The organism is Arthrobacter sp. MW3 TE3886 (genome assembly GCF_041262145.1).
Classification (GTDB): Bacteria; Actinomycetota; Actinomycetes; order Actinomycetales; family Micrococcaceae; genus Arthrobacter.
In genome coordinates, this window is record NZ_JBGCAN010000001.1 from 2044192 (window position 1) to 2060280 (window position 16089).

Here is a 16089-nt window from a genome sequence, read left to right on the forward strand (position 1 = left end):
TCCCAATAGGGCGCTCCGGTTGACGGCGGTGTGCAGGTCCGCGGCTGAGCGGTAGGGGAGGGCGAGTTTGTCATGGCGGGTGGACGGGGACCGCCAATGCTTGATGGCGTTGAGGCTGCGCTCGACGACGTTGCGCCGCTTGTACGCGCGCTGTTCAGGCTCCGACGTGCCACGCATCGAGCACAACACGGCCACGCGGCGATTCCAGCGTCGCGGTGAGCGGTGCGTTCTGCGCAGCGTCGATCGGGCTCGTGTGAACGGCCGGTAGCTTCAGCACGTCGACCGCCTGGGGCGGAACGCCGCGCAGCACCAGGCCCTGCAGCGCCACATCCGTGAGGGGCATGTGGGCACACGGATGTTGCCCCTCCCATTCGATCAAGCTGGGCAGCGCGCCTGCGCATTCAGTGCGGCCGTCGTCGCGGACTGTGATTCGCCACTTCAACAGTCCGTGAGGCGTGTCGCGCTGCGCTGCCAGCAACTCGCCAGGGTTGAGGGCGAAGTTGGCAAGGTCCCTGCGCAGCATCTCGATCTTGCGCGTGCGCGCCACTGCGTGCACCAGCCTAGGGGATTCGCGGACAGCCTCGCGCACCTCGGGGCGGTCGAGCCCGAACCAGCGCGGCCTCCCCGGCGCCGGCGCGTCGGGATCGATCGCGATGACCTCGAGGTAGCAATCGGGGAAGCTCTCGCTGCTGACGGCAATCACTTGGTTGTGAGTACCCATCAACGGATGCTTGCCACCACCGGAGGGCTGAACGCCGAACGTTGCCCCGCACCAGGCTGCGCCCTGTTCCAGCGAATCGGCGGCGATGACCAGGTGATCGATAACGGCGTTCACAACTCAACCGTACCGCTCGGGGCGTTCCACAGATCGGCCCGGTGCCCCTGCCGGCGACTCGCCTACAGGGCCCGGTAAAGCTGTCCCCAAGGGACAAATAACTGGCGAGCAACTAGCTCTGATTGGCCTGGAGAGAGCATTTGGTTGTCCTGCAACCCAACCATTGGGAGACACGTCCTGGCGCGACGCCCTCCAACTTCGACGCCCTCCAATGTCAGAAGCCAACTGCAACGCTTGGTTTGGGGTGGCCTGTTTGGGGTGGCCTTGAATGCCAGAGGTGCCGTTAAATGCCGGAGGTGCCGGCGCCGCCTCTCGGCGGGACCGGCACCTCGCTGACGGATCTGGGTCAGAGGCCTGGCTGGCGGGGTTCCCCGGCTACGGGGGGCTCACCGGCTGCGGGAGTCTGATCGGCGACCGGGGCCGGGTTCGGCCGGTCGTTCGCCTTGTCCACGAAGTCGGAAGCGCCACGCTGCACGGCATCGATCTTGTCGGCGTGCTTTCCGCCGGTCTTGGAGTCGACGAAGTCGCCTGCCTTTTCGATGCCGTCCTTGATGGCTTCTTCGTTGCCACCAATAACTTGCTGAGCCTTGCCCTTTAGATCGTCAAGTAAACCCACGGGCACCTCCCTTCGGTCGCGGAGCCAGATCGCTCCTAGCGCTCTCTACCCTAGCGGGAGGTGGCGGGGGTGCCAAGGGTGTCCGCCCAGAGGATAAAAGGTGGAAGACCGGGTGCACAGGGTAGAAGGGCCCGGAGTGCACCAATCCGCAGTGCACGAGCGAAGTACACAAAGAGGAACACAAAAGAAGTACACAAAAGAAATACACAAAAAAGAGCAGCTCCGGGGGAGCTGCTCTTGTGGTGGGCGATACTGGGATCGAACCAGTGACCTCTTCCGTGTCAGGGAAGCGCGCTACCGCTGCGCCAATCGCCCGCAACCGGAAGGATCCGGAGTGGAGTTGTAATGAAGAGAGCGGACGACGAGATTCGAACTCGCGACATCCACCTTGGCAAGGTGGTGCTCTACCAGCTGAGCTACGTCCGCATTTAGTCCATGCCGGCGGGGCCGGTGGTACTGCATCAAGCAAGTTGCCTTGCTCTGGTGGGCGATACTGGGATCGAACCAGTGACCTCTTCCGTGTCAGGGAAGCGCGCTACCGCTGCGCCAATCGCCCCTTGCATCCGATCGAAACCGGAAACCAGGGTTTTCACCGAGGTGGGTACGGGATTCGAACCCGTGTATACGGCTTTGCAGGCCGCTGCCTCGCCTCTCGGCCAACCCACCGTGTAGACAGGATTCCGAAGAACCTTTGCCGTGACAGTGTCCTGCGAGCGGACGACGAGATTCGAACTCGCGACATCCACCTTGGCAAGGTGGTGCTCTACCAGCTGAGCTACGTCCGCATTGTTGGTGTGCATTTCCTTGCCGCATTCGGCATTTCCTCGCGTTCCAACGAGTAAGAACTCTATAGGAGGTTCTGGGAATCTACAAATCGAGGCGCGTCCACCCATGTTCCATGGCCCTGCTTCCCTGAGTTCTAGGGGATTTTGCTAATTACAGCGCTGTAATTTGCGGCGGTCCCCAGCGGTGGCCCGAAGCGGTGCAGGGGCTGATCCCGGCACCACGTCCTGGGAGGAGTGGGTGCCCGTGGAGGATTGGTGGACGTTACCCGCGCACGGGCCTGTTGATGGGGAGTGTTGGCCACGGATCCGCGGCGCGGCCGGGTTCGCCGGGCCGATTTCTAAAATCCGCCCGGGTGGGCTAGCATTCAATGTCGTTAGGGCGATTGGCGCAGTGGTAGCGCGCTTCGTTCACACCGAAGAGGTCACTGGTTCGAACCCAGTATCGCCCACTAACGAAATGGTCTGTTCCGCTGACTCAGCGGGGCGGGCCATTTTGCTTTTCATCGTTGTCTGACCCCCGTGAAAGAGTCTTCATATGACCGCTCCACTCCTCGCCCACGCCACGGACTATGGCCGCATGTACGCCCGCTCCACGTCCGCACAGTTCTCCGTTCCTTCCATCACCACGGTGATCGGCCAGCAGCCACACGGGCTGGATGGCTGGTTCGGGTATATGGGCGCGAACAGCCTGGCCCAGGATCCCGAGCTCCCCGGCATCCTGGGGAGCCCGGCCAAACTGCGCCAGGCGGTCAGCCGGGCAGCCAAGGCGGCGGAGTCGTACCGGGACGATGCCGCCAAGCGCGGCGACCGGGTCCACAACTACTGCGAGCAGGTTGCGCTGCGCGCGCTCGGCCGGCCGCACCAGATGAAGGAAACACGGGAGGCCCTGGCCGCCAACGGCGAGGAAGCCTTCGCGGCGCGCTTCGACGAATGGTGGGAGCTCTTCGACGTTGAACCCATCGCCCCGGAAATTACGGTGTGGAACAAGACGGTCGGCTATGCCGGCACCCTGGACCTCGTGGCACGGATCAACGGCAGGACCTGTCTTATCGACTACAAGACCAAGGGCACCAGCCGGGACGGCACCGTCAAACCCCTGGACGACAAAGTGGTCATGCAGCTCGTGGCGGGCATGAAGGCGGAGGAAAGCCTCGTGGATCCCGTGGCGGGCGAATGGGAGCCCTGGCAGCACGGCGAGTCTCCGATCCTCCTGGCCGTGGCGGTCGGCGAGACCGAGGTCCGTCCGCAGCGGGCCAACCCCGAGGTCCTGAAGCACCACTGGTGGAAATTCTGTGCGCTGCGCCGCGTGTGGGAAATGTCCGCCGACACGGCGACCGCCGGAGCAGCACTGCTCCCGCTGGCGCCGCCCGTGAAGCGCTGAACGGAAGCCCCGAACAGAAGCCGGGCAGCTGCAACTAAACTGGACTGGATCCCTAGCCGCCCACCGTGAGGACAGATTGCACATGGCCATTTTGAATATCCGCATCATCGGGGATCCTGTGCTGCGCACAGTCGCCGATCCCGTGACGGAATTCGGGCCTGAACTGGCAAAGCTCGTCGCCGACATGGCCGAAACCATGGAGGATGTCGAGGGCGCCGGCCTGGCCGCGCCCCAGGTCGGTGTGAGCCTGCGCGTCTTCACCTACCGGATCGGCGGCGTCGAGGGCCATATCGTCAACCCCGTGCTGGAAAACAGCGAGGACTTCCAGCCGGACCAGGTCGAGGGATGCCTGTCGATCCCGGGCCTGGGCTTCCCCGTCCGCCGCTACCGCCACACCCGCGTGACCGGCGTGGACCTGCAGGGCAACCCCGTCGCCGTCGAGGGCGAGGACATGCTGGCGCGCTGCTTCCAGCACGAGACCGACCACCTGGACGGGATCCTCTACACCGACCGGCTCGAGGGCGAGGACCGTAAGGCCGCCCTGCGCGCCATCCGCAATGCCAACTACGACGCCATCACGGAACAGACAACCACCAAGCGCGCGAAGAGCGTCGGGACGAGCTTTGGCGGGTCCAGCTTCGGAATCACCCCGTGAGGGTTATCTTCGCGGGGACCCCTGCCGTCGCCGTGCCGTCCCTCGACGCCCTTGTTAACGCCGGGTTCGACGTCGTCGCTGTCCTCACCCGCCCGGACGCACCGCTGGGACGCAAACGCGTCCTGACGCCGTCGCCCGTGGCCGCCAGGGCCGCAGAGCTCGGCATTGAGATCATCCACGCCGCCAAAGTCGATGCCGGGGTCACCGCCCGCATTGCCGCCGCAGCACCGGACGTCGCGGCGATCGTGGCCTACGGCGGGCTGATTCCCCCTGCGGCCCTCGCTGTTCCCCGCCACGGCTGGGTGAACCTGCATTTCTCGCTGCTGCCGGCCTGGCGCGGCGCAGCCCCCGTGCAGCGCGCCGTCATCGCCGGCGACGACGTCACCGGTGCCGTCACCTTCCGCCTGGAGGAGGGGCTGGACACCGGCCCGGTCTTCGGGACCCTCACCGAGACCGTGCACCCCGCCGATACCGCCGGGGCACTCCTCGAACGGCTCTCCCACAGCGGCGCGGTCCTGCTGGCCCAGACCCTGTCCGCGATCGACGCCGGCAACGCCGTCGCGCTGCCACAGCAGGGCGACGTCAGCCTGGCACCCAAACTCAGCCTCGAGGACGGCCGGCTCGACTGGCAGCAGCCCGCTCTCGCGATCGGCCGCCGCGCCCGCGGGGTCACCCCGGAGCCGGGCGCCTGGACCCTGCTGGAGGGCCAGCGGATCAAACTGGAACCGGTCCTGCCGGCCGCGGACTCAGCCGCGCTTCGGCCCGGGCAGCTGGCCATGGACGGGAAACGGGTCCTCGTCGGTACGGGATCGCACCCGGTGGAATTGACGCGGGTCCAGCCCGCGGGCAAGAAAATGATGGCCGCCGCTGATTGGGCGCGTGGGCAGACAACACTTGAAAGCGTGGTATTCGAATGAGCGGTTCCGGGACCAGCGGCAGCAGCCGAGGCAGTGGCCAGGGCGCCGGGGGCGGCAGCCGGCGGAATGCCCAGGGCCGGGAACGCAACCGCGGCCCGCAGCGCGGCTTCACCGAGAGCGCCCCGTCCCAGCGGACCCGCCGCGCCGATCCGGCCCGGCTGGTTGCCTTTGAGGTCCTCCGCGCCGTGGCCGCCGAGGACGCCTACGCGAACCTGGTGCTCCCGGCCCGGATCCGGCACCACGGGCTGGACAAGCGCGACGCCGGTTTCGCCACCGAGCTCAGCTACGGCGCCCTCCGCGGCCAGGGCACGTATGACGCCATCCTCGCCCGGTGCGTGGACCGGCCGCTGGACGAACTGGATCCCGCGATCCTCGATGCCCTGCGGATCGGGGTGCACCAATTGCTCGCCATGCGCGTGCCCGCCCATGCCGCGCTGGACCAGACGGTGGGGCTGGCCCGCGCCGTGATCGGGGCCGGGCCCTCGGCACTGATCAACGCCGTCCTGCGCAAAGTCTCCGCCCGCACCCTCGATGAGTGGCTCGACCTGCTGCTCAGCACCGAGACCGATGCCACCCGGATCGCGTCCATCCGTTATGCCCACCCTGAATGGATCGTCCGCGCGCTCCGCCAGTCGCTCGTGATCCACGGCCGGCCGGCTGCTGAGATTGACGAGCTGCTCGAAGCGGACAACGCCGCGCCCGTGGTGAACCTCGTGGCACTGCCGGGCCTGGGCAGCCTGGACGAGGCCCTGGAAAGCGGAGCCACCCCGGGTGAGCTCGTCGAGGGATCCGCGCTCTCCAGCGGCGGGGACCTTGGCCGGCTCGCCTCGGTCCGTGACGGAAGCACCCGCGTCCAGGACGTCGGCTCGCAGCTCGTGGCCCGCGCCATGGCCGCCGTCGATCTCGGCACAAACCCCGGCACGGCCCCCGGCGCCGAAGCGGGGACGGACAGCGGGGACGCGGGGGAGCGCTGGCTGGATCTCTGTGCCGGCCCCGGCGGCAAGGCCGCCCTGCTCGGCGCCCTGGCCCGGCAGCGGGGCGCGCACCTGCTGGCCAACGAATCCGCCCCGCACCGGGCCAAACTCGTGCGCCAGGCCCTGTCCGCGGTCCCGCGGGAGGCCTGGGAGGTCAGGACCGGGGGACGGCCGGGACATCGGCGCCGAGCAGCCGGAGTCCTTCGACCGTGTCCTGGTCGATGTCCCGTGCACCGGCCTGGGGGCCCTGCGCCGGCGCCCCGAGTCGCGCTGGCGGCGCACGCCCAAGGACCTCGTGGACCTTGGCCCGCTGCAGCGCCAGCTGCTCAACTCTGCGATCGACGCCGTCAAGCCCGGCGGCGTGGTGGCGTACGTGACATGTTCGCCGCACCCGGCAGAGACCACCGCCGTCGTCAGTGATGCCCTGCGCAAGCGCGGGGACCTCGAACTCCTCGACGCCGGCGCCGTGCTGGACAGCGTCAGCCTCACCGGCCACCTTGAGGCCGGGCACGAGCTCACCGCCCAGCTCTGGCCGCACGTGCACCAGACGGACGCCATGTTCCTGGCGCTGATTCGCAAGTTGGCCTGAGTTTCGCTGATACTGGGGCACTGCCAGCTAAAAACGATCCAGCTAAGTACGAACGAGAAGGAAATCCATGGCCCAGTGCTGCATCAACCCGAGCATCCTTTCGGCTGACTTCGTCAACCTTGAGGCCGAACTGCGCCGTATCAGCAATGCCGATGCAGTGCATGTGGACGTCATGGACAACCACTTCGTGCCCAACCTGACCATCGGGCTGCCCGTGGTGCAGCGCATCCAGGCCGTCAGCCCGGTGCCGCTGGACGCACACCTGATGATCGCCGACGCGGACCGCTGGGCGCCGGGCTTCGCCGACGCCGGGGTGGCCTCGGTGACGTTCCACGCCGAAGCCTCGATCGCGCCGATCAAATTGGCGCGGGAACTGCGCGCCCGCGGGGCCAAAGCCGGCATGGCGCTGCGTCCGGGGACCGCCGTGGAGCCCTATCTGGACATGCTGCCGGAACTGGACCTGCTCTTGATCATGACGGTGGAGCCAGGCTTCGGCGGGCAGTCCTTCCTGGACCTGACGCTGCCCAAGATCCGACGGGCCCGGGCAGCCATTGACGGTTCCGGCGCTGCAGTGGCACTGCAGGTGGACGGCGGCATCACCGAGGACACGATCGTGCGCGCCGCAGAGGCGGGGGCGAACGTCTTTGTTGCGGGGTCAGCCGTCTACGGCGCCGCGGATCCGGCGGAGGCTGTCGAAAGGCTCCGGGCGGCCGGGTCCCGCTGACGCACCGGTCCCGGCAGCGCACCCGGCAGGGAACTGCTGCGAAGATGACGCCGGGCGTAACATCGGCGTCCGGGGAATAGCCCGGGCGGGCCCGCAGTTGTGTCAGAATAACAACACACATACGTGCTCCGGGGTCGGTGTAAGTCCGAACCGGCGGTGACAGTCCGCGACCCGCGCGCCAGCGCTTTCCTTCGGGAAGGATGCCGGCAAACGGTTGAACCGGTGAAATTCCGGTACCGACAGTTAAAGTCTGGATGAGAGAAGCACGTACAGCTGTTACTGCGGCGCCCCGACGGCGCCGCATAATTGCGCTGTCGTATACCCCCGGAGCCATCGCGGTTCTTGAGGGAAGGAACGACACACGCATGGACCCCTTGCGATGGCTCTTCGAAGCGCAGATCCCGGTAGGCGGATCTGTCCTGATTCTTCGTGAAGTGCTAGGCAACATCTTTGGCCTCGCCAGCGCCTTTGGCGGCATGCGCCGCCGGGTCTGGGCTTGGCCCGTCGGCATCGCCGGCAACTTGCTGCTCCTGACGGTCTTCCTGGGCAACGTCTTCGGTTCCGCCACGCCCGCCACGCTGTGGGGCCAGGCCGGACGCCAGGTCATGTTCATCGGCGTCGCCGTCTACGGCTGGTACCGCTGGCAGCAGGGCAGGCAGCCCGCCAGCAGCGGGGCGGTCCTCGCGCCGCGCTGGGCCAGCAACCGGACCCGGGTGATTCTGGCCCTCAGTCTCGTGGCCGGCACCGCGGCGCTTACCCCGGTCTTCGACTCCCTCGGGTCCTACCCGCCGGTCTGGGCCGACGCCTGGACGTTCATGGGCTCGCTGCTGGCGACCTACGGGATGGCGCGCGGCTGGACGGAGTTCTGGCTCATCTGGGTGGCGGTGGACATCGTCGGTGTGCCACTGCTGTTCAGCGCGGGCTACTACGCCAGCGCCGTCATGTACCTCTTCTACGGCTTCTTCACCCTGACCGGGTTCTTTGTCTGGTGGCGTGCCTCGAAGCTGGCGAACCGGCCGGCCACGGTCGAAACCGCATCCCTTGAGCCGCTGGTGGCCAGGTGAGCGCCCCCAACAGCGCCGGCGTGAGCGCCGGATCCAGCGCGGCCCCGCGCGGCACCGCTTCGTTCGGCGCTGCCTCCTTCGACGCCGCCCCGTTCGACCACGCCCCGTTCGACGACGCCCCGTTCAGCGCGGCCGAAAACGCTGCGATGCAGGCCGCCCTGGCCGCCGCGGCGCAGGGCCCGCGGGGCGCCAACCCACTCGTGGGAGCCGTCGTCGTCGGGGCCGACGGGACGCACCTCGCCACCGGATACCACCGCGGAGCCGGGACTGCCCATGCCGAGGCTGACGCGATCGGCCAGGCGAAGGCGGCGGGCCGGGACCTCCGCGGCGCGGCGATCGTGGTGACGCTGGAGCCCTGCAACCACTGCGGGCGCACCGGGCCCTGCGCGCAGGCGATCATCGACGCCGGCATCGCCGACGTCATCTACGCCGTCGACGATCCCCACGACCCGGCCGCCGGCGGCGCCGTGACGCTCCGCGCCGCGGGCGTCCGCGTCCGCTCCGGGCTGGCAGCCGATGCGGCGCTGGACCTGAACCGGCGCTGGTTCGACGCCGTCGCCGCCAAACGGCCCTTCGTCACCCTGCATATCGCCCAGACCCTTGACAGCCGCATCGCCGCCAGCGACGGCACCAGCCAGTGGATCTCCAGCCCGGAATCGCTCGCGGACAACCACGCCCTGCGCGGCCGGATTGACGCCATCCTGGTGGGCACCCAGACGGTCCTGATCGACAACCCCCGGCTCACCGCCCGGAACACCGAGGGCGAACCGGCCGGCAAACAGCCGCTGCGCGCCGTCATGGGGTACCGGGGCATTCCCGACGACGCCGCCATCCACGGAGCCGACGGCAACGTCCTGCACCTGGCCACCCGCGACCCGCGCGAGGCCCTGGACGAGCTGTTCGCACACGGCGTCCGGCACCTCATGGTGGAGGGCGGCTCCCGGATCCTGAGCGCTTTCCTGGCCGCCGGCCTGGTCGACGAACTCATCGTCTACCTGGCGCCGACACTGCTTGGCTCCGGTACTGCCGCCCTGGACGACCTCGGCATCACTACCTTGGCCGATGCCCAGCACTGGGAATGGGACCCGGCATCCGGCGGCGCCGTCCAGGTCCTCGGCCGCGACCTGCGGCTGCATCTTCGCCCGGCTGCCCCGGCTAGCCCGGCCGCCACCCCTACCTCATCCGATACAACCCCGCGCCGCACCGGCGCGGACACCGCCGCAGGAGGCAATTGATGTTTACCGGAATTATCGCCGAGCAGGGGAAGGTGCTGTCCGTTGAACGCAACGGGGACAGCAGCGCCACCGTTCGGCTCCACGCGCCCGGCACCACGGACGGCCTCGCCCTGGGTGGTTCCATTGCGGTCAACGGCGTCTGCCTCACCGCCACGCAGATCGACGGCAGGGACTTCAGCGTCGACGTCATGGGCGAGACCCTCAACCGCAGCACCATCGGAGAGCTCGCTGCAGGCGATCCCGTCAACCTGGAACGCTGCGTCCCCGCCGGGGGACGACTTGACGGCCACGTGGTGCAGGGACATGTCGACGGCGTCGGCCAGCTCGTGGAGCGTGAAGGGCTTGGCAACTGGGACCGGCTCCGGTTCTCGGTGCCGGCCGGGCTGGCCCGGTACATCGCCGAAAAGGGATCCATCGCCGTCGACGGCGTCTCCCTCACCGTCACGACAGTCAGCCCGGCCAACGACCCGGCGCCCTGGTTTGAAGTGGGGCTGATCCCCACCACCCTGGCCGAGACCGGCCTGGGCCAAAAAACGCTCGGCGGCCACGTAAACCTCGAGGTCGATGTCCTGGCGAAGTACACCGAACGCCTGCTGTCCTTTGCCGGCGGTACGTCGCCCGCCGCGCACCGGGCGGCCGAAGGTTCCGCCGGAGAAGCCGCCCGCACGGACGGGCCTGCGAAATGAGCCGGGTCAAGGACCAGCCCGGCCACGACCTGGCCGACGTGCTCCCCGCCGCCGCTGCCGGCACCGGCACCGGGCGTGCTGGCCTCGATCCGATCGAGGACGCCATCAGCGCCATGGCAGCCGGGCGCCCTGTGCTGGTGGTGGACAACGAGGACCGCGAGAACGAAGGCGACATCATTTTCGCCGCCGAGCACGCCACCCCGGCGCTGATGGGCTGGACCGTCCGCTACAGCTCCGGAGTGATCTGCGTGCCGCTCGACGCGGACCGGGCCGACGCCCTCGCGCTGCCGCCCATGGTGGCAATCAACGAGGACGCCAAGGGCACCGCCTACACCGTGTCCTGCGACGCCGCCGTGGGTGTCAGCAACCGGAATTTCCGCCACGGACCGCGCCCTGACGGCCCGGATCCTGGCCGACCCGCAAAGCCGGCCAAATTCATTGACCCGCCCCGGGCATGTTTTTCCCCTCCGCGCCGTTAAGGGGGGAGTGCGGGAACGTCCCGGCCACACCGAGGCGGCCGTGGACCTGTGCCGGCTGGCGGGCCTGGAGCCCGTGGGCGTGATTGCAGAGCTCGTGTACGACAACGGAGAAATGATGCGGCTGGACGGATTGCGCGGCTTCGCCATCGAGCATGGCTGCCCCCTGATTTCGATTGCGGATCTGGTGGCGTACCTTGAAGCGGGACAGCACGGCAGCCACACAGCGGATCCTGTCTGATGGAGGAGAAATAGTGACGACTTCGGAGACCCAAGAAGAGACGGACATGGCCCGTCAGCCGCATCCGGTCAGCGCAGGACCGATCGTCCAGCTGCCCACCGCCTTTGGCGATTTCGTGGCGCAGGCCTGGACCGACCTGGCCACCGGCGCGGAACACCTGGCGGTCAGTTCACCGATGGCCCCGGTTGACGGGCAGGCGCCCCTGGTCCGCCTCCATTCGGAGTGCCTGACGGGCGATGTGTTTGGCTCTTACCGCTGCGACTGCGGCGAGCAGTTGGCCTATGCCCTCGAACTGATCAACGAACTCGGCGGCACCCTGCTGTACCTGCGCGGCCAGGAGGGCCGCGGGATCGGCCTGGCGAACAAGATGAAGGCCTACGCGTTGCAGGAGGCCGGGTTTGACACCGTGGAGGCCAACGAGCAGCTCGGGCTGCCGGTCGACGCGCGCTGCTACAAGGCCGCGGCCCAGATCCTCGCGGAAATGGGTCTCCACGAGATCCGGCTGCTGAGCAACAACCCGGACAAGCAGGACCGGCTCGCGCAGGCAGGCGTCAAGGTAGTGGAGATGGTCCCCACGGAGGTCCCCTCCCGGGAGCAGAACATCCGCTACCTGCAGACGAAGAAGGACCGGATGGACCACCGCCTGGTCCTGGACGTTGAACCCGCCCCGGCCGTGGGCCTCTCCGGATTCGAGCACGACCAGGACTGACCGGGCAGCAGCACAACCACCAGACACAACAGCAAGGAATACCCTATGAGCGGCCACGGCGCCCCCCAGATCGACCTCAGCACCTTCAAGCCCGAGGAAACCTCAAGGCTCAAACTGGCCATCGTGGCCGCGAGCTGGCACACCCAGATCATGGACGGCCTCCTCGACGGCGCCCTGCGCGCCGCCAAGGACGCCGGCATCAATGAGCCGACCGTCCTGCGCGTGCCGGGCACATTTGAGCTCCCGGTCGCGGCCGCCCGGCTGGCACCGCACTTCGACGCCGTCGTGGCGCTCGGCGTCGTCATCCGGGGCGGCACTCCGCACTTCGAATATGTCTGCGAGGCGGCCACCCTGGGCCTGACCGAGGTCAGCGTCCGCACCGGCGTCCCCGTGGGCTTCGGCGTGCTGACGTGCGACACCGAGCAGCAGGGGATCGACCGGGCCGGCCTGCCCGGATCCACCGAGGACAAGGGGCACGAGGCCGTTACCGCCGCCCTGGCCACGGCAGTGACGCTCCAGCAGTTCGGCTGAGCCGCCACGCTGCAGCTTTTGCCGGCGCGGGCTCCACCCTGGCCGCCCGCGCCGGCTGTGTTGGCCGTATTGACCGTAGTGACTGTATTGACAGTGATAGATGTGCTGGATATGTATTGCCTCACACCTTCGCCGTCATGCAACGCCCCGGCGGGCGTTCCCGCGCCGGAAGCAAGTAGGCTTGGGGGCGTGAAGAATTTCGAGTCGCTGTTCGCAGAACTGAGTGAAAAGGCAGCCGTCCGCCCGGAGGGCTCCCGCACCGTCGCCGAACTGGATTCCGGAGTCCACGGCATCGGCAAGAAGGTCGTGGAGGAAGCAGCCGAGGTTTGGATGGCTGCCGAGTATGAATCCGATGAGGCCGCCGCCGAGGAAATTTCCCAGCTGCTGTACCACCTGCAGGTTCTGATGCTCGCCAAAGGACTCACCCTGGAAGACGTCTACAAGCATCTGTAGCCGCGCCCGCACCGGACACCGCCATGACCTAGCTGGCGGATCCCGTGCACTGCGTGGCCGATGTGCCCCAACAGAGACTTCCAAACCCAAGAGAGACTTTTTCCCATGCTTAGAGTTGCCGTCCCGAACAAGGGATCCCTGTCCGAAGCCGCCTCGGCCATGCTTGCCGAGGCCGGCTACCGCCAGCGCCGCGACACCCGCGAGCTTGTCATGGTGGACCCGGACAACGACATTGAGTTCTTCTTCCTGCGCCCGCGCGATATTGCCGTGTATGTCGGCCAGGGAACGCTCGACGTCGGCATCACCGGCCGCGACCTCCTGCTCGACGCCGAGGTTGAGGCCGAGGAGCTGCTGCCGCTGGGCTTCGCCGCTTCCACCTTCCGCTTCGCCGGCCCGGTGGGCGATTTCACCACGATCGACCAGCTTGAGGGCAAGCGCCTCGCCACGAGCTACGACGGGCTGCTGCGCGGCTACCTGGCCGAGCGCGGCATCAAGGCCAAGGTGGTCCGCCTCGACGGCGCCGTGGAATCCTCCGTCCGCCTCGGCGTCGCGGACGCGATTGCCGACGTCGTTGAGACCGGCACCACGCTCAAAGCCGCCGGCATGGAAATCTTCGGCGAGCCGATCCTGAATTCCGAGTCGGTGCTGATCGGCCGCAAGGGCGAGCAGAACCCGGCAACGGAAGTGCTGATCCGCCGGCTCCAGGGCGTCCTGGTGGCCCGGCAGTACGTGATGATGGACTACGACATCCGCAAGGAGCTCGTGGAGCAGGCCGCCGGGCTCACCCCGGGCCTGGAGTCGCCCACCGTGTCGCCGCTGCGCGATTCGGACTGGGTGGCCGTCCGCTCGATGGTGCCCAAGCGGGAAACCAACCGGATCATGGACGAGCTGTACGACCTCGGCGCCCGCGCCATCCTGGTCAGCAGCATCCACGCCTGCCGCATCTAGGCGCCACACCCGCCGAGTTCCACCAGCAGTTCCCCTCCGTCAATAAACCTCCGTCACTACCTAGGAGAAGTCATGACCGTTGCCGTGCGCGTCATCCCGTGCCTCGACGTCGATGCCGGCCGCGTGGTCAAGGGCATCAACTTTGAGGGCCTCCGCGACGCCGGGGACCCGGTGGAACTGGCGCACCGGTACGACAACAGCGGCGCCGATGAGCTGACGTTCCTTGACGTCACGGCGTCCTCCGGCAACCGGGAGACCACGTTCGACGTCGTCCGCCGCACCGCCGAGGAAGTCTTCATCCCGCTGACGGTCGGCGGCGGCGTCCGCGGCGTGGCCGAGGTGGACAAGCTCCTGCGCTGCGGCGCGGACAAGGCCGCGATCAACACCGCAGCCGTGGCCCGGCCGGACGTGATCGACGAGATCACCCGGCACTTCGGTTCCCAGGTCCTGGTGCTCTCCCTCGACGCGAGGCGCACCCGTCCGGGCTCGCAGCCCACGCCGTCAGGCTTCGAGGTCACCACGCACGGCGGACGGCAGGGGACCGGAATCGACGCGATCGCCTGGGCGCGGGAAGCGGCCGACCGCGGAGTGGGCGAAATCCTGCTGAACTCGATCGACGCCGACGGCACCAAGGACGGCTTCGACCTGGATCTCATCCGCCTGGCGCGGGCCGGGGTCAAGGTCCCGCTCATCGCCTCCGGCGGCGCCGGCAAGCCGGAGCACTTCCCGCCGGCCGTGGCAGCAGGCGCCGACGCCGTCCTCGCGGCCTCGGTCTTCCACTTCGGCCCGCTGGACATGATTGCGCAGGTCAAGGCCGCGATCCGGGACGCAGGCTTCGAAGTCCGCTAGTCCCCACCCGCCACCCGCTTTAAACCAACGCGGGGTCACTTAGCGCCCGTCCCGAAGGGGATTATGGGCGGTAAGTGACCCCGCGTTGCTTTGTTAGCGTTGGTGGGAGTTAGAGGCCGACTTCGGCGGACTGCAGGAGCGCGACGGCGTCGGGCTGGCCTTCGAAGGTCACGAGGGCGTGGCGGGTGCGGCCGTGGGCGTGCATGAGCAGCTCGCCCGGTTCGCCGACGATGGCCACGGACACGGGGGCGCGTTTGGCGACGTGCCGCGGGCCCGAGGGGCTCACCAGCACAATGCCCAGGTCCACGCCGCGGTACAGGATCGCGGCGCGCTTGACGAGCTCAGCCCACAAGGCGTCCGAGTAGGCCTGGTCCAGGGCCCGCGGGGCCCAGCGGTCCACGGCGCGGCGGACGTCCTCGGTGTGCACGAAGTACTCGATCAGGTTGGAGCTTTCGTCCAGGGCCTTGATCCGCAGCGGGGACAGCGCCGGGGGACCTGCCCGGAAGTCGTTGACCAGCTTGGCGTAGTCCTCGGTGGTCTTCAACGTGCCCGCCAGTTCGGCCGTCGCCTGGTCCGAGGCCTTGGACAGGCGCTTGATCAGCAGGCCCAGTCCGACGGCGATTTTCCGCTCGCGCAGGTACAAGTGCGCGGCAAGGTCGCGGGTGAGCCAACCTGTGCAGAGCGTGGCGGCATCAGGGCCGGCCGCCAGCAGGGTTTCGGCCAGGACTTCTCGGGACGGTTCGACGAAATGCATCACTTGTGAAACTAGCACGAGACGGCCGTACGTGGGCACAGGAATCGCCGCCGCAACCGCGCCTGGCGGCCCCATCCGGTGCCGGACCGCCGCGGGCGGCCCGATAGCCGGCCCAGTGTTAAGCGGCGGAACCTGCCCGCAGGCCGGTGACCGGCCCGAAGGCACTAGACTTGATCTGATGTCTGAGCAGCCCGCCTCCGCCCCCAGCCCCATCAACGGCAGCGCCACCAACGGCAGCGCCGTCGATAGCAGCCCCGTCAGCGGCAGCCCCCTTCCGGCCGGCCTGGCGGACGCCCTCAAGCGCGACAGCGCCGGCCTGGTGGCCGCCATCGTCCAGCAGTTCGACACCCACGAGGTGCTGATGCTGGGCTGGATGGACGACGAGGCGCTGCACCGCACCCTGACCAGCGGACGCGTGACGTTCTATTCGCGCTCGCGCCAGGAGTACTGGCGCAAGGGAGACACCTCCGGGCACGTGCAATGGGTCAAGTCGCTCGCCATGGACTGCGACGGCGATGCGCTGCTGGTCCGGGTCGACCAAGTCGGCGCGGCGTGCCACACCGGAACCCGGACCTGCTTCGACGGCCGCGAGCTCGACGCCGTCGTCGGCCACGGAGGCTAGGCGCCCCCCCCGGCAAACAGGCAGAGCGCCCCGGCGCTTCCACAG

General features: G+C 68.2%; 16 protein-coding genes, 6 tRNA genes, 2 pseudogenes and 1 riboswitch. Of the genes and pseudogenes, 16 read left to right on the forward strand and 8 right to left on the reverse strand.

Translation table 11 applies throughout. The features are described from left to right. Positions 1-154: 154 nt before the first annotated feature. The 7 genes from ABH915_RS09250 to ABH915_RS09280 all read right to left on the reverse strand — a co-directional run bounded on the left by ABH915_RS09250 (position 155) and on the right by ABH915_RS09280 (position 2236). Positions 155-835, reverse strand: coding sequence for a VOC family protein (locus ABH915_RS09250; protein WP_370120196.1), 681 nt, complete (start codon positions 833-835; stop codon positions 155-157). A 346-nt stretch (positions 836-1181) separates the two neighbouring features. Then, positions 1182-1451, reverse strand: coding sequence for an antitoxin (locus ABH915_RS09255; RefSeq protein WP_018772451.1), 270 nt, complete (start codon positions 1449-1451; stop codon positions 1182-1184). A 240-nt stretch (positions 1452-1691) separates the two neighbouring features. Beyond that, positions 1692-1766, reverse strand: a tRNA-Val gene (locus ABH915_RS09260). A 38-nt stretch (positions 1767-1804) separates the two neighbouring features. Further along, positions 1805-1877, reverse strand: a tRNA-Gly gene (locus tag ABH915_RS09265). Between the two features lie 55 nt (positions 1878-1932). Continuing rightward, positions 1933-2007 (reverse strand) — tRNA-Val (locus ABH915_RS09270). Positions 2008-2046: 39 nt separating this feature from the next. Beyond that, positions 2047-2117, reverse strand: a tRNA-Cys gene (locus tag ABH915_RS09275). A gap of 46 nt (positions 2118-2163) precedes the next feature. Then, positions 2164-2236, reverse strand: a tRNA-Gly gene (locus tag ABH915_RS09280). Positions 2237-2613: 377 nt separating this feature from the next. Between ABH915_RS09280 and ABH915_RS09285 the strand changes: the two genes are divergently transcribed. From ABH915_RS09285 to hisF, 15 genes and pseudogenes are all read left to right on the forward strand, one after another. Beyond that, positions 2614-2685, forward strand: a tRNA-Val gene (locus ABH915_RS09285). An 86-nt stretch (positions 2686-2771) separates the two neighbouring features. Then, entirely contained in the window at positions 2772-3617 is an 846-nt protein-coding gene (locus ABH915_RS09290) for a cytochrome (protein WP_370120199.1), read from the forward strand. An 82-nt stretch (positions 3618-3699) separates the two neighbouring features. Continuing rightward, positions 3700-4272 carry a peptide deformylase gene (def, locus tag ABH915_RS09295; protein ID WP_370120201.1) on the forward strand — a complete coding sequence of 191 codons (573 nt, stop codon included), beginning with the start codon at positions 3700-3702 and terminating at the stop codon, positions 4270-4272. After that, on the forward strand, positions 4269-5189 hold the full coding sequence (fmt, locus tag ABH915_RS09300; protein ID WP_370120204.1) for a methionyl-tRNA formyltransferase: 921 nt from the start codon (positions 4269-4271) through the stop codon (positions 5187-5189). Before def ends, fmt begins: the two co-directional genes overlap by 4 nt. Beyond that, positions 5186-6752, forward strand: a pseudogene (locus ABH915_RS09305) (RsmB/NOP family class I SAM-dependent RNA methyltransferase). Before fmt ends, ABH915_RS09305 begins: the two are co-directional and overlap by 4 nt. Before the next feature lie 67 nt (positions 6753-6819). Further along, the gene (rpe, locus tag ABH915_RS09310; protein ID WP_018772456.1) at positions 6820-7476 is read left to right on the forward strand and encodes a ribulose-phosphate 3-epimerase; all 657 of its coding nucleotides are present in this window, start codon (positions 6820-6822) and stop codon (positions 7474-7476) included. A 119-nt stretch (positions 7477-7595) separates the two neighbouring features. Further along, positions 7596-7747: riboswitch (FMN riboswitch) on the forward strand. Between the two features lie 94 nt (positions 7748-7841). After that, positions 7842-8540 carry a nicotinamide riboside transporter PnuC gene (gene pnuC, locus ABH915_RS09315; RefSeq protein WP_370120208.1) on the forward strand — a complete coding sequence of 233 codons (699 nt, stop codon included), beginning with the start codon at positions 7842-7844 and terminating at the stop codon, positions 8538-8540. Between the two features lie 146 nt (positions 8541-8686). Continuing rightward, positions 8687-9775 (forward strand): bifunctional diaminohydroxyphosphoribosylaminopyrimidine deaminase/5-amino-6-(5-phosphoribosylamino)uracil reductase RibD, encoded by a 1089-nt coding sequence (ribD, locus tag ABH915_RS09320; protein WP_370124977.1) that lies wholly within the window; start codon positions 8687-8689, stop codon positions 9773-9775. Beyond that, positions 9775-10461: a riboflavin synthase gene (locus ABH915_RS09325; protein ID WP_370120211.1), complete on the forward strand. Its 687-nt coding sequence runs from the start codon at positions 9775-9777 to the stop codon at positions 10459-10461. The genes ribD and ABH915_RS09325 overlap by 1 nt, the downstream gene beginning before the upstream one ends. Continuing rightward, a pseudogene (gene ribB, locus ABH915_RS09330) lies at positions 10458-11178 on the forward strand (3,4-dihydroxy-2-butanone-4-phosphate synthase). The gene ABH915_RS09325 and the pseudogene ribB overlap by 4 nt, the downstream one beginning before the upstream one ends. Positions 11179-11224: 46 nt before the next feature. Next, positions 11225-11887, forward strand: coding sequence for a GTP cyclohydrolase II (gene ribA, locus ABH915_RS09335; protein WP_018772461.1), 663 nt, complete (start codon positions 11225-11227; stop codon positions 11885-11887). Positions 11888-11932: 45 nt separating this feature from the next. Further along, the gene (ribH, locus tag ABH915_RS09340; RefSeq protein WP_026536976.1) at positions 11933-12418 is read left to right on the forward strand and encodes a 6,7-dimethyl-8-ribityllumazine synthase; all 486 of its coding nucleotides are present in this window, start codon (positions 11933-11935) and stop codon (positions 12416-12418) included. Between the two features lie 189 nt (positions 12419-12607). Next, the gene (locus tag ABH915_RS09345) at positions 12608-12871 is read left to right on the forward strand and encodes a phosphoribosyl-ATP diphosphatase (protein WP_018772463.1); all 264 of its coding nucleotides are present in this window, start codon (positions 12608-12610) and stop codon (positions 12869-12871) included. Between the two features lie 105 nt (positions 12872-12976). Further along, the gene (hisG, locus tag ABH915_RS09350; protein WP_026266261.1) at positions 12977-13819 is read left to right on the forward strand and encodes an ATP phosphoribosyltransferase; all 843 of its coding nucleotides are present in this window, start codon (positions 12977-12979) and stop codon (positions 13817-13819) included. A gap of 72 nt (positions 13820-13891) precedes the next feature. Continuing rightward, positions 13892-14668 carry an imidazole glycerol phosphate synthase subunit HisF gene (gene hisF / locus ABH915_RS09355; RefSeq protein WP_370120216.1) on the forward strand — a complete coding sequence of 259 codons (777 nt, stop codon included), beginning with the start codon at positions 13892-13894 and terminating at the stop codon, positions 14666-14668. Positions 14669-14777: 109 nt separating this feature from the next. On the opposite strand, the gene ABH915_RS09360 is transcribed toward hisF, so the two are convergent. Continuing rightward, positions 14778-15422, reverse strand: coding sequence for a TIGR03085 family metal-binding protein (locus ABH915_RS09360; protein ID WP_018772466.1), 645 nt, complete (start codon positions 15420-15422; stop codon positions 14778-14780). A gap of 178 nt (positions 15423-15600) precedes the next feature. Between ABH915_RS09360 and hisI the strand changes: the two genes are divergently transcribed. Continuing rightward, complete coding sequence (gene hisI / locus ABH915_RS09365) at positions 15601-16044, forward strand: phosphoribosyl-AMP cyclohydrolase (RefSeq protein ID WP_370120219.1); 444 nt, start codon at positions 15601-15603, stop codon at positions 16042-16044. The last annotated feature ends 45 nt before the right edge of the window (positions 16045-16089 follow it).

What these genes read in the sequence shown, in the direction of transcription:
- ABH915_RS09290 (WP_370120199.1), top strand. Translation starts at nt 2,772, where the DNA reads ATGACCGCTCCACTCCTCGCCCACGCCACGGACTATGGCCGCATGTAC.
- def (WP_370120201.1), top strand. Translation starts at nt 3,700, where the DNA reads ATGGCCATTTTGAATATCCGCATCATCGGGGATCCTGTGCTGCGCACA.
- rpe (WP_018772456.1), top strand. Translation starts at nt 6,820, where the DNA reads ATGGCCCAGTGCTGCATCAACCCGAGCATCCTTTCGGCTGACTTCGTC.
- pnuC (WP_370120208.1), top strand. Translation starts at nt 7,842, where the DNA reads ATGGACCCCTTGCGATGGCTCTTCGAAGCGCAGATCCCGGTAGGCGGA.
- ribD (WP_370124977.1), top strand. Translation starts at nt 8,687, where the DNA reads ATGCAGGCCGCCCTGGCCGCCGCGGCGCAGGGCCCGCGGGGCGCCAAC.
- ABH915_RS09325 (WP_370120211.1), top strand. Translation starts at nt 9,775, where the DNA reads ATGTTTACCGGAATTATCGCCGAGCAGGGGAAGGTGCTGTCCGTTGAA.
- ribA (WP_018772461.1), top strand. Translation starts at nt 11,225, where the DNA reads ATGGCCCGTCAGCCGCATCCGGTCAGCGCAGGACCGATCGTCCAGCTG.
- ribH (WP_026536976.1), top strand. Translation starts at nt 11,933, where the DNA reads ATGAGCGGCCACGGCGCCCCCCAGATCGACCTCAGCACCTTCAAGCCC.
- hisG (WP_026266261.1), top strand. Translation starts at nt 12,977, where the DNA reads ATGCTTAGAGTTGCCGTCCCGAACAAGGGATCCCTGTCCGAAGCCGCC.
- hisF (WP_370120216.1), top strand. Translation starts at nt 13,892, where the DNA reads ATGACCGTTGCCGTGCGCGTCATCCCGTGCCTCGACGTCGATGCCGGC.
- ABH915_RS09360 (WP_018772466.1), bottom strand. Translation starts at nt 15,422, where the DNA reads ATGCATTTCGTCGAACCGTCCCGAGAAGTCCTGGCCGAAACCCTGCTG.
- hisI (WP_370120219.1), top strand. Translation starts at nt 15,601, where the DNA reads ATGTCTGAGCAGCCCGCCTCCGCCCCCAGCCCCATCAACGGCAGCGCC.